The sequence below is a fragment of the Actinoplanes sp. NPDC051388 genome, assembly GCF_055586225.1.
This window is the reverse complement of sequence record NZ_JBVJIP010000026.1, coordinates 50,408-65,001: the sequence shown is the minus strand read 5'-3', so window position 1 is coordinate 65,001 and position 14,594 is coordinate 50,408. Positions and strand designations below refer to the sequence as shown.

Here is a 14,594-nt window from a genome sequence, read left to right as displayed (position 1 = left end):
TCCTCCCGGAGATGATCAGAACAGGTGGGGGATGGTCACGTCGAGCGCGCCGACGAACAGGGCGTAGAAGGCGGCCACGATGCCGAGGCTGGTGAGGATCGACAGGCGCCAGGACTCTTTGCCGAGGAACTTCAGCCAGACGAAGGCCAGCAGGAATGTCGGGATTTCGAAGCCGAGTGTGGCGATCACCGCGACGTAGGCGACCATGCTGGCGACCGCGGCGACGACGAGCAGGCTGCCGCGGGTGAACCGCTCAGCCTGGCCGGTCTGCCTGGCCTGCATCGCCAGGGCGAGCCCGAGCACGACGAGGGCGACACCGATGATCAGCGGCCAGGTGCCGGGGCCGGGCTCGGACGGGCTGCCCGCTCCGAGTGCCAGGGACCCGGCGATCGCCGCGCCGCCGACGACGACAACGGCGGTGGCGGCGATCAGGTTGGCCGCCGGCCCCGCAGGCGGGGGCCGGTCGTCCACGGGCTCGGTGGTGACCACCGGTTCGGTGTTCACTTCCCGCTCAGGTCGATCTTCTGCTGGGCGGCAAGGTCCTTGTACGTGGCGAGCGAGGAGTTCCACTGCCGGAGTAGAGCAGCGCCGTCCACCTCGTTGGCGGTCAGCAGGCGCTCGGCGTTGAAGTCCTTGTAGGCCTGGTTCTCGAACGACTTCCCGAAGGCTGCCCGCAGCCGGTCCACGATCTCTTTCGGGGTGCCCTTCGGCGCGACGATCGCCCGGGACTGCTGGACCGGGACGTTGTATCCCGCCTCGGTGGCGGTCGGGGTGTCCGGCATATAGGCGGGCCGCTTCGTGGCGAAGGTGACGATCGGGGTTGCCTTGCCCGCCTCGATCTGCTTTTTCGCCTCGCCGAGCTGCACGGCCGCGACGTCGACCTGACCGCCGAGGACCGCGGTCAGCGCCGGGGCGCCGCCGTTGAACGGCACTGCGGTGGCGTCGACGCCGGCCTGGGCGAAGAGCAGGGTCTGGGTGAGTTGGCTGCCGGTGCCGACGCCGGTGGTGGCGAACTTGATGGGGCGCTTGGCGTCGACGATGTCCTTGACCGTTTTGAAGCCGGTCTGCGGGTTCGCGATGAGCACGAAGTCGTCCTGCGAGATGCCGGTGACGACCTCGTAGTTGTTGATGTCGACCGCCTGGTCGGCCGGGACCGCCAGGGGCGTGATGTATGCGAGGGAGCCCACGAACACCATGATCGTGTATCCGTCGGCCTTGGCGGCGGCAAGTTCCTTGGCCGCGACCGCCCCGTTGGCGCCGGGCCGGTTCTGCACGGTGATGGGCTGCTTGAGGTCGGTGCTCGCCGGATCGGCCAGCGCGCGGCCGATCAGGTCGGTGCTCCCGCCGGCGTCCTGGCCGATGAGCAGGGTGACGGCGCGTTCGGGATAGGCCGCCGCGGCGGAGCCGGAATCGCCGGAGTCAAGGTTGCCGCCGCACCCGGCGAGGACGAGCACGGTTGCCAGCCCGAGTGCGGGAAGGATCTTCTTCATTGCGGTCTCCCGCTAGCTGTGAGAGGGGTCACTTGTCCGGCGAGCGTATGGTTCTGCGTTCATGCCTGTCCAAGCCAATTGCTGCATCGATTGATACCTTCACGGCATGAACTACACGCTGGAGCAATTGCGGGGCCTGGTGGCAGTGGCTGAGGAGTTGCATTTCGGGCGTGCTGCGGCCCGGTTACGGATGACCCAGCCGCCGTTGAGCCGGCAGATCCAGAAACTCGAGGCCGCGGTCGGGGCCCAGTTGCTCGACCGGGACAACCGCCGGGTGGCGCTCACACCGGCCGGTGAAGCGTTTCTCGCTGAGGCTCGCCGCATCCTGGCGATCGCCGAAGCGGCGCCGGAACTCGCGCAGCGTGTCTCCTCCGGCTCCCGTGGCTTGGTGCGGCTCGGCTTCACCGCCGCCTCCACCTTCGGGATTCTCGGGCGGCTGATCAACGAGGTGGAGTTGCACCTGCCCGAGGTGCACATCGAGCTGTTCGAGATGGTCACCCGCGAGCAGATCGCCGCGCTCGCCGGCGAGGACATCGACCTCGGCCTGGCCCGGCCGCCCTTCGACCCTGAGCTGTTCGACTCCCGGCTCCTGCACCGCGAGGCCCTGCTCCTTGCGGTGAAGGAGGACCACGCGCTCACCGTGCTTGGCCGTCCGGTGGTTCCCGCCGACCTGGCCGGTGAGCCACTCATATTCCACTCGCAGCAAAAGGCCCGGTACTTCTACGACCTGGTGGTGAGCATGGTGCCTCTTGCCCAGGAGCGCGTGGTGCACACCGTGAGCCAGGTGATGACCATGCTCTGGCTGGTCTCCGCGGGCCGCGGTGTGGCCTTCGTGCCGGCCTCGGCGCAGTTGCTCGGCGTTCCGAACGTCGCCTACCTGCCGATCCGAACGCCGGTCCCCGAACCGGTCGAGCTGCACTTGCTCTGGCCTCGCCACTCACACAATCCGGCGCTGCGGCGGATCCTCGAAGCCGTGAGCGGCGTGATGCTATAGAGGTATTAAACAATGCCGAAACACTCTTGGACAGGCATCACCAAATCTTTCTACGGTGACCGGGTGACGCAGATTTCCCCTCTCGACCTCGCCGCCCGGCTCGGTTCCGGCCTCCTGTCGTTCCCGGTGACCCACTTCGACGAGCACCTCGCCTTCGACGCGGCCCGCTACCGCGAGCATCTCGCGTGGCAGGCGAGCTTCGGCGTCGCCGGCCTCTTCGCCGCGGGCGGCACGGGGGAAGGCTTCAGCCTCACCCCGGGCGAGATCGACGCCGTGGTGCGCGTAGCGGTGGACGAGGTCGGCGATCGGGTGCCGGTCGTCGCCCCGGCAACCGGGGGCACCGCGCTCGCGGTCGCCCAGGCCAAAGCCGCCCAGGATGCGGGCGCTGCGGGGATCCTGCTGTTCCCGCCCTATCTGACCGAGGCCAGCCAAGCGGGCCTGATCGCGCACGTCGACGCCGTCTGCCGGGCGACCGACCTCGGTGTCGTCGTCTACAGCCGGGCCAACGCCGTGCTCGAGGACGTGACCGTCGCCGTGCTCGCCGACCGCAACCCGAACCTGGTCGGCCTCAAGGACGGCGTCGGCGACATCGAGCAGATGACCCGCACCTACGCGAAGGTCGGCGACCGGCTCATCTACATCGGCGGGCTGCCCACCGCCGAGACGTTCGCGCTGCCGCTGCTCCAGCTCGGCGTCAACACGTATTCGTCAGCGCTCTACAACTTCCTTCCCGAGTTCGCGCTGCGCTTCTACGCCGCGGTCCGCGCCCAAGACCGGACGGCCGTTTACGAGATGCTCAACGACTTCGTCATTCCGTACCTCGACGTCCGCGACCGGGCCCGTGGCTACGCCGTCTCGATCATCAAGGCCGGGCTGACCGCGGTCGGCCGCGACGGAGGCCGGGTCCGGCCGCCGCTCACCGACCTGACGGCGGGCGAACGCGTCGACCTGTCCGCTCTGATCGACAAGGTCCGGCCGTGAGCCCTGTCATCGAGCGCATCGAGGTCGTCCCCGTCGCCGGCCACGACAGCATGCTGCTGAACCTCAGCGGGGCGCACGGACCGTTCTTCACCCGAACTGTCGTGATCATCACCGACAGCTCGGGAAACGTCGGCGTGGGTGAGGTTCCGGGCGGCGACGCCATCCTCTCGACTCTGGAGTCGGCGGCCCCGTTCCTGATCGGCCGCCGCGTCGCGGAGTTCGGCTCGCTGCTGCGCAGCATCGCGTCCACCTTCGGCAGCCGGGACGCGCAAGGGCGCGGCATCCAGACGTACGACCTGCGCGTGACCGTGCACGCGGTGACCGCGCTGGAGTCGGCGCTGCTGGACCTGCTCGGGCAGCACCTCGGTGTGCCGGTCGCCGAGCTGCTCGGCGAGGGCATGCAGCGCGACAGCGTGCCCGTCCTGGGATACCTGTTCTATATCGCGGACTGCGCGGCGACCGACCTGCCCTACCTCGTGGAGCCGTCCCCGGCAGACGAGTGGGAGCGGCTGCGCCGCCGGCCCGCGCTGACCCCGTCGTCGATCGTCGCGCTGGCGACGGCCGCCCAGCAGCGATACGGGTTCTCCGACTTCAAGCTCAAGGGCGGCGTCCTCTCCGGCGATGAGGAGGTCGCAGCGGTTCGGGCGCTCGCCTCGTCGTTCCCTGAGGCACGGATCACGCTCGACCCCAACGGCGGCTGGCTGCTCGCCGACGCGATCCGGCTCTGCCGGGATCTGAACGGCGTCCTGGCGTACGCCGAGGACCCCGTCGGCGCCGAAGGTGACCTGTCCGGGCGAGAGACGATGGCCGAGTTCCGCCGCGCCACCGGGCTGCGCACCGCGACCAACATGATCGCAACCGACTGGCGGCAGTTGGCTCACGCCGTGCGCTCCCACTCGGTCGACATCCCCCTCGCGGACCCACACTTCTGGACCATGCGTGGCTCCGTCCGCGTCGCCCAGTTCTGCCACGACTTCGGCCTGACCTGGGGCTCGCACTCCAACAATCACTTCGACATCTCCCTGGCGATGTTCACGCACGTCGGCGCGGCCGCCCCCGGCGAGATCACCGCCCTGGACACGCACTGGATCTGGCAGGACGGCCAGCGGCCCACCCGCAATCCCTTCCCGATCCGCGACGGCGCGATCGCCGTGCCCTCCACGCCCGGTCTCGGCGTGGAACTCGACCCTGACGCAATGGCCGCCGCACATGAGCTATATCTGGAACACCGGCTCGGCGGCCGCGACGACGCCACCGCCATGCAGTACCTGCTTCCCGGCTGGCGCTTCGACCCCAAGCGCCCCTGTCTGGTGCGGTGATCACGTGCCCGACCGCATCAACGAAATCACCCTCTCCTCGGTCATCCTCCCGCTGAAGAACGCGATCAGCGACGCCAAGGTGCTCACCGGCCGGCAGCGCCCGATGACCGACGTTGCATTCCTGTTCGCCGAGATCCGCACCCAGGACGGCCACGAGGGGGTCGGCTTCAGCTACAGCAAGCGCGCGGGAGGACCCGCCCAGTTCGCCCACGCCCGTGAGGTGGCTCCGGACCTGATCGGCGAGGACCCCAGCGACATCGGCCGTCTCTGGACCAAGCTCGTCTGGGCCGGCGCCTCGGTCGGCCGCAGCGGTGCCTCCACACAAGCCATCGCCGCGATCGACGTCGCCCTCTGGGACCTCAAGGCGAAACGAGCCCGGCTGCCGCTCGCCAAGCTGCTCGGCGCCTACCGCGATTCCGTCCGCTGCTACGACACGTCCGGTGGCTTCCTGCACGAGCCGATCGAACAGATCACGGCGAATGCCACCGCGTCCCTGGCCGCGGGCATCGGCGGCATAAAGATCAAGGTCGGGCATCCGTCGCCGGCGGTAGACCTCGCCCGCGTCCGGGCGGTGCGCGAGCACATCGGTGACGACGTACCGCTCATGGTCGACGCCAACCAGCAGTGGGACCGGCCAACCGCCCAGCGCGTCGGCCGCGCCCTGGAGGAGTTCGGGCTGGTCTGGATCGAAGAGCCGCTCGACGCGTACGACGTGGAGGGCCACGCGGCGCTCGCCCGCAGCCTCGACACCGCGATCGCGTCGGGAGAAATGCTTACCAGCGTCGCCGAGCACTACCAGCTCATCGACAACGCAGCCGTGGACATCATCCAGCCGGACGCGCCACGAATCGGCGGAATAACCCAGTTCCTTCGACTCGCGACGCTCGCCGAACACCGGAACCTGATGCTGGCACCACACTTCGCCATGGAGATCCACGTACATCTGGCAGCGGCCTACCCGCACGAGCCATGGGTAGAACACTTCGACTGGCTGCACCCGCTCTTCAACGAGAGGCTGGCGATCCGGGACGGGCGCATCCACCTGTCGCAGCGTCTCGGCCTCGGAATGACCCTCAGCGACCAGATGCGGAAATGGATCGTGGACCGCGCCGACATACACGGAGGAAAGCAGTGAGCGTCGAGGTTTCCAGCATCGACCCGCGCACCGGCGAGGTGGTCGAGGTCGTCGCCCGTGAGACGGTGTCGATCTCGGCGATCTGCGACGCCGCCCTGACCGCCGCGGGGCCGCTCGAAGCGCTCGGCCGTGACGGGCGAGCTTCGCTCCTGGAAGCACTGGCGGCGTCTCTCGAGGACTCACGGTCACGGATCGTGGCGATAGCCGACCGGGAGACGGGGCTTGGTGAGACCCGGCTCAACGGGGAACTGACGCGGACGTGCTACCAGTTGCGGCTGTTCGGCTCAGTGCTCACCGACGGTGGTTATCTGGAGGCGGCCATCGACCACGCCGGAGACACGGCGATGGGTCCACGGCCGGATCTGCGACGGATGCTCGTACCCGTGGGGCCGGTCGCGGTCTTCGGCGCCAGCAACTTCCCGCTGGCCTTCTCCGTCCCCGGCGGGGACACCGCGTCGGCGATCGCCGCAGGATGCCCGGTCGTCCTCAAGGCGCATCCCTCGCACCCGGCCACCTCCCAGTTGTGCTTCGATGTGCTCAGCGTGGCCGCCCGCAAGGCGGGCGCACCGGAGGGAACACTCGGGATCGTCTACGGGCAGCAAGCAGGCGCCGACCTCGTGGCGCACCCGGCGATCCGAGCGGTGGGGTTCACCGGCTCGCCAAGCGGAGCCCAGGCGTTGCTGGCGATCATCGAGAAGCGGACCGAGCCGATCCCGTTCTTCGGCGAGCTCAGCAGCCTCAACCCGGTGGTGGTGACGCCTGCGGCAGCGGCCGACCGGGCAGCAGGGATCGGATCGGAGTTCGCCGGGTCGTTCACGCTCGGAGCGGGACAGTTCTGCACCAAACCTGGGCTGGCTTTCGTGCCGGCCGGCCCGGACGGGGACACGCTGGTCGCCGCCGCGCGCGCGGCGGTCGCCGAGACCGAGCCGATGGTGATGCTCAACGAGGGCATCGCGGCCTCCTTCACACGCGGGATCGCCTCCCTCAGCGAAGTTTTGGAGACGTCATCTGCCGGTTCCGGTGCCGCCCTGGGCGGATTCCGGGGCAATCCCACCCTGCTAACGACGACCGCGGCCGATCTGCCTCGGGAGGCTACTGAGGAGTGTTTCGGCCCGGTCGCCGTCATCGCCCGCTACACCGACGAGACCGACCTCTTCACCGCACTCGGCAAGCTGCCGAACTCCCTCACTGCCACCGTGCAGCGCGGCCCCGGCGAGACGGAACTGCCCGCTGAACTCTCCCGGCGGCTCCGGCCGGTCGCCGGCCGGATCATCTTTGACGGATACCCGACCGGCGTGGCCGTCTCCTGGGCCCAGCACCACGGAGGCCCCTGGCCGGCCACCAACTCGCAGCACACCTCCGTCGGAGCCACCGCGATCCGCCGCTTCCTGCGACCGACAGCCTGGCAAGACGCGCCGGCTGAGCTGCTACCGGTCGAGCTGCGCGACGAGTACGACGGCATCCCGCGCCGGATCGACGGCCGGGTTCGCCTCGCTGATTAGAGCAGCGATCGCTGCGGCAGCGGCGCGCAGATCTGCGTCGTTGGCCTTGGCTGCCGCTCCGTCGAAACGAGGGAACTCAGGTCCAGTTGGTGCCCGGGTTGTAGAGTCACGCGACGATCGAGATCTTCGACCACGAGAAGCCATACCTGTTGAATGTGGCGCCGTCGACGATCCAGCGGCTGAGATAGCCATCTGCACCGTCAGCAGTGATATAGACATGCGGCGAGTCTTGGAACTTCGCCAAGAACGCGTCCTGAAGCGTGTAATAGTAGGTCTCGACGTGACCGCATCCGTTGAACAGATTGTTGTTGGTCACCACGCCGGCAAAGCTGTCCCACAGGTCAAAGTAGGCATCTCCCGGAACGTAATACAGGCTGTACCCGGGACCGATGAGCCAGACCCTGTCCGAGTTCGAGGTCTTGACCCGTTGTCCGGGCACCGGGCACGCCACGGCCGGAGCGTTCGAAAGCCGCACGCCGGTGGCTGCCGGGGTGACTGCGGCGTTTCCGGGTGTCGCGGCACCGAGGACCATGGCGGTGGTGGCCGCGAGCGTAAGCAAGGTGCGGAAAAAGCGGACTTTGATCTCGTCATTCCATCTCCCGGCATGAGAGTGTTGCCGCAAAAGTCGCGAGCTTCCGGGGAGCAATCGGACCATGGTCGCCTGTCACGGGCAACGATTCCGTTGAACTGACAAGCAGCGTGAACAACCGACCGGTTATCACCGGCGACGCAACAGCTAGCTGCGAATCGGCTCACATGCCCCCACGCTTCGTCGGCTTCAGTCGCATCCATCGAGCAACGCCCTGGCCCTGCCGAGGCGGCTGACCGACCATTGAGGCATGTGGTTCCTCATCGGGGCCGTCGGGATCGGAGCCTTGATCACCAGCGGCCAGGCGCTCGGGGGCCTGTGGCGCTGGCTGATCCTGCGCCGCCTGCCGATCGTCACTCCCGCCGGCTTCGCCGCGGCCGAGCCGGGCACGGCCGTGATCCTGACCGGCCGGACCGCCACCGACCCGTACCGGCAGACCCATCAGGTGCTGCTCTACCACTACACCGGCGAGGGCACGTTCGAGAGCGTGACGGAGTACCCCGGCCACGGCGACTCCCGCCTGCACGGCGACGACGGGGCCGCGGCCGACGTCGACCTCGCGATCCGCCGCAGGGTGCTCTTCCCTGGCCGGCCCGCGATTCTGACCGCCGGCGACGGCCCGCGAGAGGACAACCCGGAACGGGGCAGCACCGAGATCTTCTTCCGGGACCTCGTCACACCGGCCGACCACCCCGCACTCGCGGTCGGCCGGGTCAGCGCCGGGCGGGACCGGCTCGAGCAGTACGCCCCGCAGAGCGGCAGCGCCATCGGCGACCTCACGACGCTGGGCCGCCGAGACCGCATCAGGTCCGCCTGGCTCGGCGCCGGCGCGCTGCTGCTGGCCGGTGTGCTCATCCTGCTGATCAGGCGGTGACCCCGGTCAGGCTGCGACTCGGGTGGGGACCGGTCAATCGAGCGTGCGGGTGCTGACGGGGGGTCGCACGCGGCCGGTGCGGGTTATCCCATGGCCGGTGAGCAGTAGCCGGCGGAGACGCGGAAGCCGGCCAGTCAGCGGTCAAGCGGAAGGGCCGTGGTGGCCAAGCTTTGGCGTGAGTCAGCCAGTTCGCAGGTCACCGGTTTGCACCTGGGGCCGCCGACACCGACATGACGAGAACCCCTGATCGGGAAGAGCGTAGGTTGCCCCACGTGGACGCACGCATCAGCACGATCACGGCGGCGAATCGGGCGGCCTGGGAACAGATCGCGGGCCGCCGGTCGGGACGGCCCGTGGCGGAGTTCCGCGCCGGGCTGGTCTGCCTGGAGGACTTCGAGGTCGGGCTGGCCGGTGATGTGTCGGGCCGCCGGGTGTTGCAGCTCGCGTGCTCGTACGGGGATGAGGTTTTGTCCTGGGCCAACCTCGGCGCACGGGTGACCGGCATCGACATCTCCGATGTCGCCATCGAAAAGGCGCGTGAGCGCGCCGCCGAGGCCGGGATCGCGGCCGACTTCCGGCGGGCTGACATGTTCGATCTGCCGCCGGACCTCGTCGATCTTGATCTCATCTATCTGAGCTGGGGCGCGATCTGCTGGGTGCCGGACCTCGCGGTCTTCGCGGAGATCCTGGCGACGCGGCTGCGGCCCGGCGGTTCGGTGCTGATCTGCGACCACCATCCGGTCTGGGAGGTGCTCGCGGTCCGCGGCGCGGATCACCTGGCGGTGGCCGGGGATTACTTCGGCGGTGGGCGACCGAATTTCGATCAGGACGATGCCAAACGGCCGATCGGGTTCCGCGGCGAGCAATTGTCGCCATTCGTGTGGCCGGTGAGCGAGGTGGTGACGACCCTGGTGAGCGCCGGACTGCGGCTGGACGCGTTCGCCGAGTTTCCCGAGCCGGAGCTCTATGCGGGTCTCGGCAGCGCGGCGGGCGCGCTGCCGGCCTATTACGTGATCAAGGCGACCCGGCGGGACTAGATGTAGCGCCGGACCTGGACGGGGTCGCGATAGTTGAATCGGAGGCGGAACGGGCCGTCGTCGCTGCCATTGCTGATCACCATCGGCACACCGTTCTTCCGGCTCACCACAATGGCGACGTGCGGCGGGTCATAGAAGACCAGATCGCCGCGGATCGGGCCCTCACCGGGATCGAGCTTGCGTCCGAGACTGCCCATCGTGCCGGTGAAGCCGGCCTTCCACTTCTGGCCGTTCACGTTGTCCGGCAGGCCGAAGGGCAGGAACAATCCGTTCCACAGGCACCAGGTGACGTAGGACGAGCAGTCGGCGTGCCGCGGAAACTGTCCCAATGCGGCATTGCGCTTGTTGGCGATGCCGTCCCAGCGCTTTTCGCCCTGCGTGTAATCGACTTCGTTCGCGTGCGCCAGGCCGAGCTTCGCGGCCTGCACCGCACGGTCCCTGGCCTGAACCCTCTTGCGGTCCTTCAGACCGGACATGGCGGCCATCATTCACCGGCCTCGGTGTAGGCCTCGGGAGCATCGACGTTGTCCGCGGCGATCTCCCCGGGCTCGCTGACTCCGAACAGGCCACCGTCGGGATCCTCGCGATCCATGGCTTCCTCTTCGAGATCGAGCTCTTCCTCGTTGTCGTTTTGATTGTTTCGGTCGTCCGTGCTGAGATCTTCATCAGATCTGTCATCGCGACGGCGCAAATCGGAGTCCGACATTATCGCAACCTAACTCCGGGACAATTGGCGGGCAATTGCCTTATGGGCCTTCAGCTCAGCCGTGCGGGAAGGCGCAAAGCCGTCAGCTCGGCTGGAGCCGGCCGTCCACGATCTCGAACTCGCGATGCCCGCCGCCGTCGGCGACGACCGCGCGAATGAGGTCGGCGACGCTGCCCGGCCGCAGCGGCTCGGCGGCCGGGCCGAGCGGATGGTTCAGCCACGGATCGGCGAACGGCACGCGCACGTCCGCCAGCGGCAGGCGCTCACCGGCCCGCCACAACCGCAGTCCCACCCGGAGTGCGTCGATCTGGCTGACCCGCCAGCGATAGGCGACGTCGTCCACCACGATGTGCCGGACGCGCACTGTGGACATCACCACTCCCGTCATCGCCTGGACGCTCAGATTACGACGCGACGTCGGTGATCTCGCACAGCGCCGCCAGGCTCCGCCGCAGCCGGCGCGCCTCGTCCCGGCCGAGATGCGCCTCCCACTCGGCTTCGATCCGGCGCACCACCGGCGTGCTGAGCTCGATCAGCTCCTCCCCCTTCGCCGTGATCGTGACGAGCCGGGCTCGCGCGTCGCGGGGATCCGGCGTCCGGCGCACGTAACCCGCCCGCTCGAGCTGGTCGACGATCGACCCGAGGGTCTGCTTGCTGAGCTGTGCGGCCTCGGCGAGCTCGGCCATCCGGGAGCCGCCCGGGGCGATGCGCTGAAACACCCGAGCCTGGTTGATCGGCAGGTCGTGGCCGTGCGCCCGCAACTCGGCCAGCACGGCCGACTCCATGAACCGGTAGGGGATGAACAACAGCAAACCGAGATTGAGTTCCGCCACCTCGCGATAATATAGTCCGAACATCGGACTATCGCGGAGGCGTGCCATGAACGACGAGGATTATTGGGCCGCCGTCCGGGAGCTGCGCCTGCGGATCGCCGATCTGCTTGAGTCGCTGACCCCGGCCGAGTGGGACGCGCCCTCGCTGTGCGCGGGCTGGATGGTCCGGGACGTGGCCGGCCACCTCGCGCTGGTGCCGACCATCACCACGTGGCAGATGGTGGCGGCCGCGCCGCGGGCCGGCTTCAATCCAAACCACATCAACACGTTGCTGGCCAAGCGAAACGGCGCCGCCGAGCCGACGGCGATCGTGGCCCGGATCCGCGAGCAGGCCGGCACCCGCAAGACCGCGAAGGCCCTCGACACGCGCAACGCGCTCTTCGACCTCGCGGTGCACAGCCAGGACATCGCTCTGCCGCTGGGCCGCGAGTTCGCGGTGCCCGCCGAGGTGAGCCGGGCCGGCCTCGAGCGGGTGTGGGAGATGGGCTGGCCGTTCCGGGCCCGCAAACGCCTGACCGGGCGCACGTTGCGGGCCACCGACATCGAGTGGACGGCCGGCAGCGGCCCCGAAACCTCCGGCCCCGCGCTGGCCCTGCTGCTCCTGCTCACCGGGCGCACCGCCCTGATGGCTTGACCTGGAGCGCGGTCCAGATCGTAGCTTCAGGGCCATGGAACACACTCGACTCGGTGCGGCCGGGCTACGGGTCAGCCGGCTGTGCCTGGGCACGATGACGTTCGGCCGGGAGATTGATGAGGCGCGGAGCCACCGGTTGCTGGATCGCTTCGCCGAGGCCGGCGGCACCTTCGTCGACACCGCCGATGCCTACAGCGAAGGGCGGTCCGAGGAGATCGTCGGCAGCTGGCTGGCGCAGCGGCCGCGGCAGGACGTGGTGGTCGCCTCCAAGGTGCGGTTCGGCAGCGGCGCGAACGGCCGGGGGCTGAGCCGCAAGCACATCATCGACGCGGTGGACGCCAGCCTGCGGCGACTGGGCACCGATCACCTGGATCTCTATCAGCTGCACATGTGGGACTACGGCACGCCGCTGGAGGAGACGCTGCGGGCGCTCGACGATGTCGTACGCGCGGGCAAGGTGCGTTATCTCGGGATCAGCAACTTCAGCGGCGCGCAGGTGCAGCGGGCCGCTGATTTGAGCCGTGCCGCGGGCTGGGAGCCGCTGGTGTCGTTGCAGCCGCTCTACAACCTGCTGGACCGCGACGCCGAGTGGGAACTGGTTCCGGTGTGCCTGCAGGAGGGCATCGGCATCGTGCCCTACAGCCCGTTGCGGGGTGGGTGGCTGACCGGCAAGTTCCGGCGCGGCGCCGAGCCGCTGGGTGACGACACCCGGATCGCGGCCACCAACCGCGCGGGCGAGCCGACCTGGACCGAGGCCTGGGGCAACTACGACAACGACCGGACCTGGGACGTGGTCGAGACGTTGGTCGCCGTCGCGCGCGAGGCCGGCTGCTCGCCGGCTCAGGCGGCGCTGAACTGGCTGCTGCACCGGCCCGGCGTCACCGCGCCGATCGTCGGTGCGCGCACGCCGGAGCAGCTCGACGAGAACCTCGGCGCGCTCGACGTCACCCTGGATCCGGCGCAGCGCGAGCGCCTCGACCGGGTGAGCGACCGGCCCGGGCCATACCCGTATCAACTCCTGGCCGATCTGCGCCACGTGTAGGCCCATAATCAGCGGATGGCTGTGACCCGCGACGACTCGTACCGGGATGTCGGGGTCTTTCTCGGCATTGTCTTCGCTCTGCCCTGGCTGATCTGGGTGGTGGAGCAGGTCACCGGGATCCGGGTGCTGTTCTTCGCGGCGATGTTGTGTGTGGCGATCGCGACTCTGGTGGCGGTGCGGTGGGTGTGGCGCCCGGCGAACATCGCGCAGGCGACCGCGCTGGTGCCGGTGCGGCCGGTCGGCCGGCTCGTTCGCTACTGCCTGCTCGCCATCGGGATCTTTCTGGTGATGGCAGTGCTGGCGGTGACGCTCAATGCCGTGACCGGTGTCTTTCCGGCCGACCTGACCGGCTTCTCGGCGTTGCGCGATGCCTATGCGCCGGACACCGCCGGGCAGACCGGCTTTCCGTGGGATGTCGCGTTGCGGGCGCTGGCGGCCAACCTCGTCCAGTTCGTGCTGATCCTGCCGCTGGCCTTCTGCGAGGAGTGGGGCTGGCGTGGCTATCTGCTGAACCGGCTGCGCGACCGGCTCGGCACCTGGCCCGCGATGATCGCGATCGGGGTCGTCTGCGGGGTGTGGCACCTGCCGTTCTACGTCGGGCCGTGGTTCTCGATGGGTCCGGACGAGCGGCAGTCGATCATCCCGTTCATCATCTTCACCACGCTGTTCGGGGTGCTGCTCAGCCTGCTGCGGCTGGCGCACGGCTCGATCTGGCCGGCGGTGGCCGCGCACGCCGTGAACAACACGGTCGTGTTCGGGTTCGTGCACGTGGTCACCGCGGATCAGGCCGAGGTGCCGTCGATCAACGCCTGGCTCACCGGGTTGAGCGGCTGGCAGGGGTGGCTGATCATGCTGGTCACGATCGCGATCCTCGCGTACACGGGCGTGGTCCGCCGCGCCGTCGCGCGGCCGGCCACGGCGGTGCGCGCCTAGCGAGTGCGCGCGGCGACCATAATCAGCGGATGTCGCGATACACCGCGCTGCTGCGGCGGCTCGGCAACCAGCGTTGGTTCGCCCTCGGCGGCCGCCTGCTGACGCCGCTGGACCGCCGGATCCAGAAGCTCAGCCGCGGCCGCTGGACGGTGGTCGGCCGGCACACGCTGCCGTCGCTGCTGATCACCACGACCGGCCGCAAGTCGGGTCTCCCCCGCACCCAGCCGCTGCTCTATGCCACCGACGGCGACGCGCTCGTGGTGATCGGCTCCAACTGGGGTCAGGCTCACCACCCGGCGTGGTCGGCGAATCTGATCGCCCACCCGGCCGCCCGGGTGGCGATCGGCGCCCGCGAGTTCGGCGTGCACGCGACCCTGACCAGCGGCGCCGAGCGGGACCGGCTGTGGCGGCTGGTGCGGGAGATCTGGCCCGGCTACAACGGCTACGCCGCACGCGCCGGGGGCCGCGAGCTCCGCATCTTCCGGCTGACACCCGACGACGAGTAGGTTCAGACCCGTGATCCCC

At 69.0% G+C, this 14,594-nt stretch carries 18 protein-coding genes; 11 read left to right on the top strand and 7 right to left on the bottom strand.

Annotated elements, in window-relative coordinates; all coding sequences use genetic code 11:
• Positions 1 to 15 precede the first annotated feature (15 nt).
• Positions 16 to 504 carry a tripartite tricarboxylate transporter TctB family protein gene (locus ACZ6TI_RS43175; protein WP_465351092.1) on the bottom strand — a complete coding sequence of 163 codons (489 nt, stop codon included), beginning with the start codon at positions 502 to 504 and terminating at the stop codon, positions 16 to 18.
• Entirely contained in the window at positions 501 to 1,490 is a 990-nt protein-coding gene (locus ACZ6TI_RS43170; RefSeq protein ID WP_465351091.1) for a Bug family tripartite tricarboxylate transporter substrate binding protein, read from the bottom strand. The genes ACZ6TI_RS43175 and ACZ6TI_RS43170 overlap by 4 nt, the downstream gene beginning before the upstream one ends.
• Before the next feature lie 106 nt (positions 1,491 to 1,596).
• On the opposite strand from ACZ6TI_RS43170, the gene ACZ6TI_RS43165 reads away from it, so the two are divergent.
• From ACZ6TI_RS43165 to ACZ6TI_RS43145, 5 genes are all read left to right on the top strand, one after another.
• Positions 1,597 to 2,484, top strand: a complete 888-nt coding sequence (locus tag ACZ6TI_RS43165; protein ID WP_465351090.1) for a LysR family transcriptional regulator — start codon at positions 1,597 to 1,599, stop codon at positions 2,482 to 2,484.
• A gap of 63 nt (positions 2,485 to 2,547) precedes the next feature.
• Positions 2,548 to 3,465 (top strand): 5-dehydro-4-deoxyglucarate dehydratase, encoded by a 918-nt coding sequence (kdgD, locus tag ACZ6TI_RS43160; protein ID WP_465351089.1) that lies wholly within the window; start codon positions 2,548 to 2,550, stop codon positions 3,463 to 3,465.
• Complete coding sequence (locus tag ACZ6TI_RS43155) at positions 3,462 to 4,784, top strand: enolase C-terminal domain-like protein (protein WP_465351088.1); 1,323 nt, start codon at positions 3,462 to 3,464, stop codon at positions 4,782 to 4,784. The genes kdgD and ACZ6TI_RS43155 overlap by 4 nt, the downstream gene beginning before the upstream one ends.
• A 4-nt stretch (positions 4,785 to 4,788) precedes the next feature.
• A complete protein-coding gene (locus ACZ6TI_RS43150; protein WP_465351087.1) occupies positions 4,789 to 5,919 on the top strand; it encodes an L-talarate/galactarate dehydratase in 1,131 nt (376 codons plus the stop codon).
• The gene (locus ACZ6TI_RS43145) at positions 5,916 to 7,421 is read left to right on the top strand and encodes an aldehyde dehydrogenase (NADP(+)) (protein WP_465351086.1); all 1,506 of its coding nucleotides are present in this window, start codon (positions 5,916 to 5,918) and stop codon (positions 7,419 to 7,421) included. The genes ACZ6TI_RS43150 and ACZ6TI_RS43145 overlap by 4 nt, the downstream gene beginning before the upstream one ends.
• Positions 7,422 to 7,527: 106 nt before the next feature.
• Here ACZ6TI_RS43145 and ACZ6TI_RS43140 read toward each other — a convergent pair whose 3' ends face one another.
• A complete protein-coding gene (locus ACZ6TI_RS43140; RefSeq protein ID WP_465351085.1) occupies positions 7,528 to 8,076 on the bottom strand; it encodes a hypothetical protein in 549 nt (182 codons plus the stop codon).
• Between the two features lie 184 nt (positions 8,077 to 8,260).
• Between ACZ6TI_RS43140 and ACZ6TI_RS43135 the strand changes: the two genes are divergently transcribed.
• Positions 8,261 to 8,884 (top strand): hypothetical protein, encoded by a 624-nt coding sequence (locus ACZ6TI_RS43135; RefSeq protein WP_465351084.1) that lies wholly within the window; start codon positions 8,261 to 8,263, stop codon positions 8,882 to 8,884.
• A gap of 272 nt (positions 8,885 to 9,156) precedes the next feature.
• The gene (locus ACZ6TI_RS43130) at positions 9,157 to 9,921 is read left to right on the top strand and encodes a class I SAM-dependent methyltransferase (RefSeq protein WP_465351083.1); all 765 of its coding nucleotides are present in this window, start codon (positions 9,157 to 9,159) and stop codon (positions 9,919 to 9,921) included.
• On the opposite strand, the gene ACZ6TI_RS43125 is transcribed toward ACZ6TI_RS43130, so the two are convergent.
• The 4 genes from ACZ6TI_RS43125 to ACZ6TI_RS43110 form a co-directional block, all read right to left on the bottom strand.
• Positions 9,918 to 10,397 (bottom strand): C40 family peptidase, encoded by a 480-nt coding sequence (locus ACZ6TI_RS43125; RefSeq protein ID WP_465351082.1) that lies wholly within the window; start codon positions 10,395 to 10,397, stop codon positions 9,918 to 9,920. The genes ACZ6TI_RS43130 and ACZ6TI_RS43125 overlap by 4 nt on opposite strands.
• A gap of 8 nt (positions 10,398 to 10,405) precedes the next feature.
• A complete protein-coding gene (locus tag ACZ6TI_RS43120; protein ID WP_465351081.1) occupies positions 10,406 to 10,627 on the bottom strand; it encodes a hypothetical protein in 222 nt (73 codons plus the stop codon).
• Between the two features lie 82 nt (positions 10,628 to 10,709).
• On the bottom strand, positions 10,710 to 11,015 hold the full coding sequence (locus ACZ6TI_RS43115) for a hypothetical protein (RefSeq protein ID WP_465351080.1): 306 nt from the start codon (positions 11,013 to 11,015) through the stop codon (positions 10,710 to 10,712).
• Between the two features lie 16 nt (positions 11,016 to 11,031).
• Entirely contained in the window at positions 11,032 to 11,460 is a 429-nt protein-coding gene (locus ACZ6TI_RS43110; RefSeq protein ID WP_465351079.1) for a MarR family winged helix-turn-helix transcriptional regulator, read from the bottom strand.
• 46 nt (positions 11,461 to 11,506) lie between these two features.
• On the opposite strand from ACZ6TI_RS43110, the gene ACZ6TI_RS43105 reads away from it, so the two are divergent.
• Genes ACZ6TI_RS43105 through ACZ6TI_RS43090 form a run of 4 tightly spaced genes read left to right on the top strand, consistent with a single transcriptional unit; the run spans position 11,507 to position 14,575 of the window.
• Positions 11,507 to 12,094, top strand: coding sequence for a maleylpyruvate isomerase family mycothiol-dependent enzyme (locus tag ACZ6TI_RS43105; protein ID WP_465351078.1), 588 nt, complete (start codon positions 11,507 to 11,509; stop codon positions 12,092 to 12,094).
• Positions 12,095 to 12,128: 34 nt separating this feature from the next.
• Positions 12,129 to 13,136 (top strand): aldo/keto reductase, encoded by a 1,008-nt coding sequence (locus ACZ6TI_RS43100; RefSeq protein WP_465351077.1) that lies wholly within the window; start codon positions 12,129 to 12,131, stop codon positions 13,134 to 13,136.
• Positions 13,137 to 13,151: 15 nt separating this feature from the next.
• Positions 13,152 to 14,069, top strand: coding sequence for a lysostaphin resistance A-like protein (locus ACZ6TI_RS43095; RefSeq protein WP_465351076.1), 918 nt, complete (start codon positions 13,152 to 13,154; stop codon positions 14,067 to 14,069).
• 29 nt (positions 14,070 to 14,098) lie between these two features.
• Positions 14,099 to 14,575, top strand: coding sequence for a nitroreductase family deazaflavin-dependent oxidoreductase (locus ACZ6TI_RS43090; RefSeq protein WP_465351075.1), 477 nt, complete (start codon positions 14,099 to 14,101; stop codon positions 14,573 to 14,575).
• The last annotated feature ends 19 nt before the right edge of the window (positions 14,576 to 14,594 follow it).

What these genes read in the sequence shown, in the direction of transcription:
- ACZ6TI_RS43170 (WP_465351091.1), bottom strand. Translation starts at nt 1,490, where the DNA reads ATGAAGAAGATCCTTCCCGCACTCGGGCTGGCAACCGTGCTCGTCCTC.
- ACZ6TI_RS43165 (WP_465351090.1), top strand. Translation starts at nt 1,597, where the DNA reads ATGAACTACACGCTGGAGCAATTGCGGGGCCTGGTGGCAGTGGCTGAG.
- ACZ6TI_RS43140 (WP_465351085.1), bottom strand. Translation starts at nt 8,076, where the DNA reads ATGGTCCGATTGCTCCCCGGAAGCTCGCGACTTTTGCGGCAACACTCT.
- ACZ6TI_RS43135 (WP_465351084.1), top strand. Translation starts at nt 8,261, where the DNA reads ATGTGGTTCCTCATCGGGGCCGTCGGGATCGGAGCCTTGATCACCAGC.
- ACZ6TI_RS43125 (WP_465351082.1), bottom strand. Translation starts at nt 10,397, where the DNA reads ATGTCCGGTCTGAAGGACCGCAAGAGGGTTCAGGCCAGGGACCGTGCG.
- ACZ6TI_RS43120 (WP_465351081.1), bottom strand. Translation starts at nt 10,627, where the DNA reads ATGTCGGACTCCGATTTGCGCCGTCGCGATGACAGATCTGATGAAGAT.
- ACZ6TI_RS43115 (WP_465351080.1), bottom strand. Translation starts at nt 11,015, where the DNA reads ATGACGGGAGTGGTGATGTCCACAGTGCGCGTCCGGCACATCGTGGTG.
- ACZ6TI_RS43105 (WP_465351078.1), top strand. Translation starts at nt 11,507, where the DNA reads ATGAACGACGAGGATTATTGGGCCGCCGTCCGGGAGCTGCGCCTGCGG.
- ACZ6TI_RS43100 (WP_465351077.1), top strand. Translation starts at nt 12,129, where the DNA reads ATGGAACACACTCGACTCGGTGCGGCCGGGCTACGGGTCAGCCGGCTG.
- ACZ6TI_RS43095 (WP_465351076.1), top strand. Translation starts at nt 13,152, where the DNA reads ATGGCTGTGACCCGCGACGACTCGTACCGGGATGTCGGGGTCTTTCTC.
- ACZ6TI_RS43090 (WP_465351075.1), top strand. Translation starts at nt 14,099, where the DNA reads ATGTCGCGATACACCGCGCTGCTGCGGCGGCTCGGCAACCAGCGTTGG.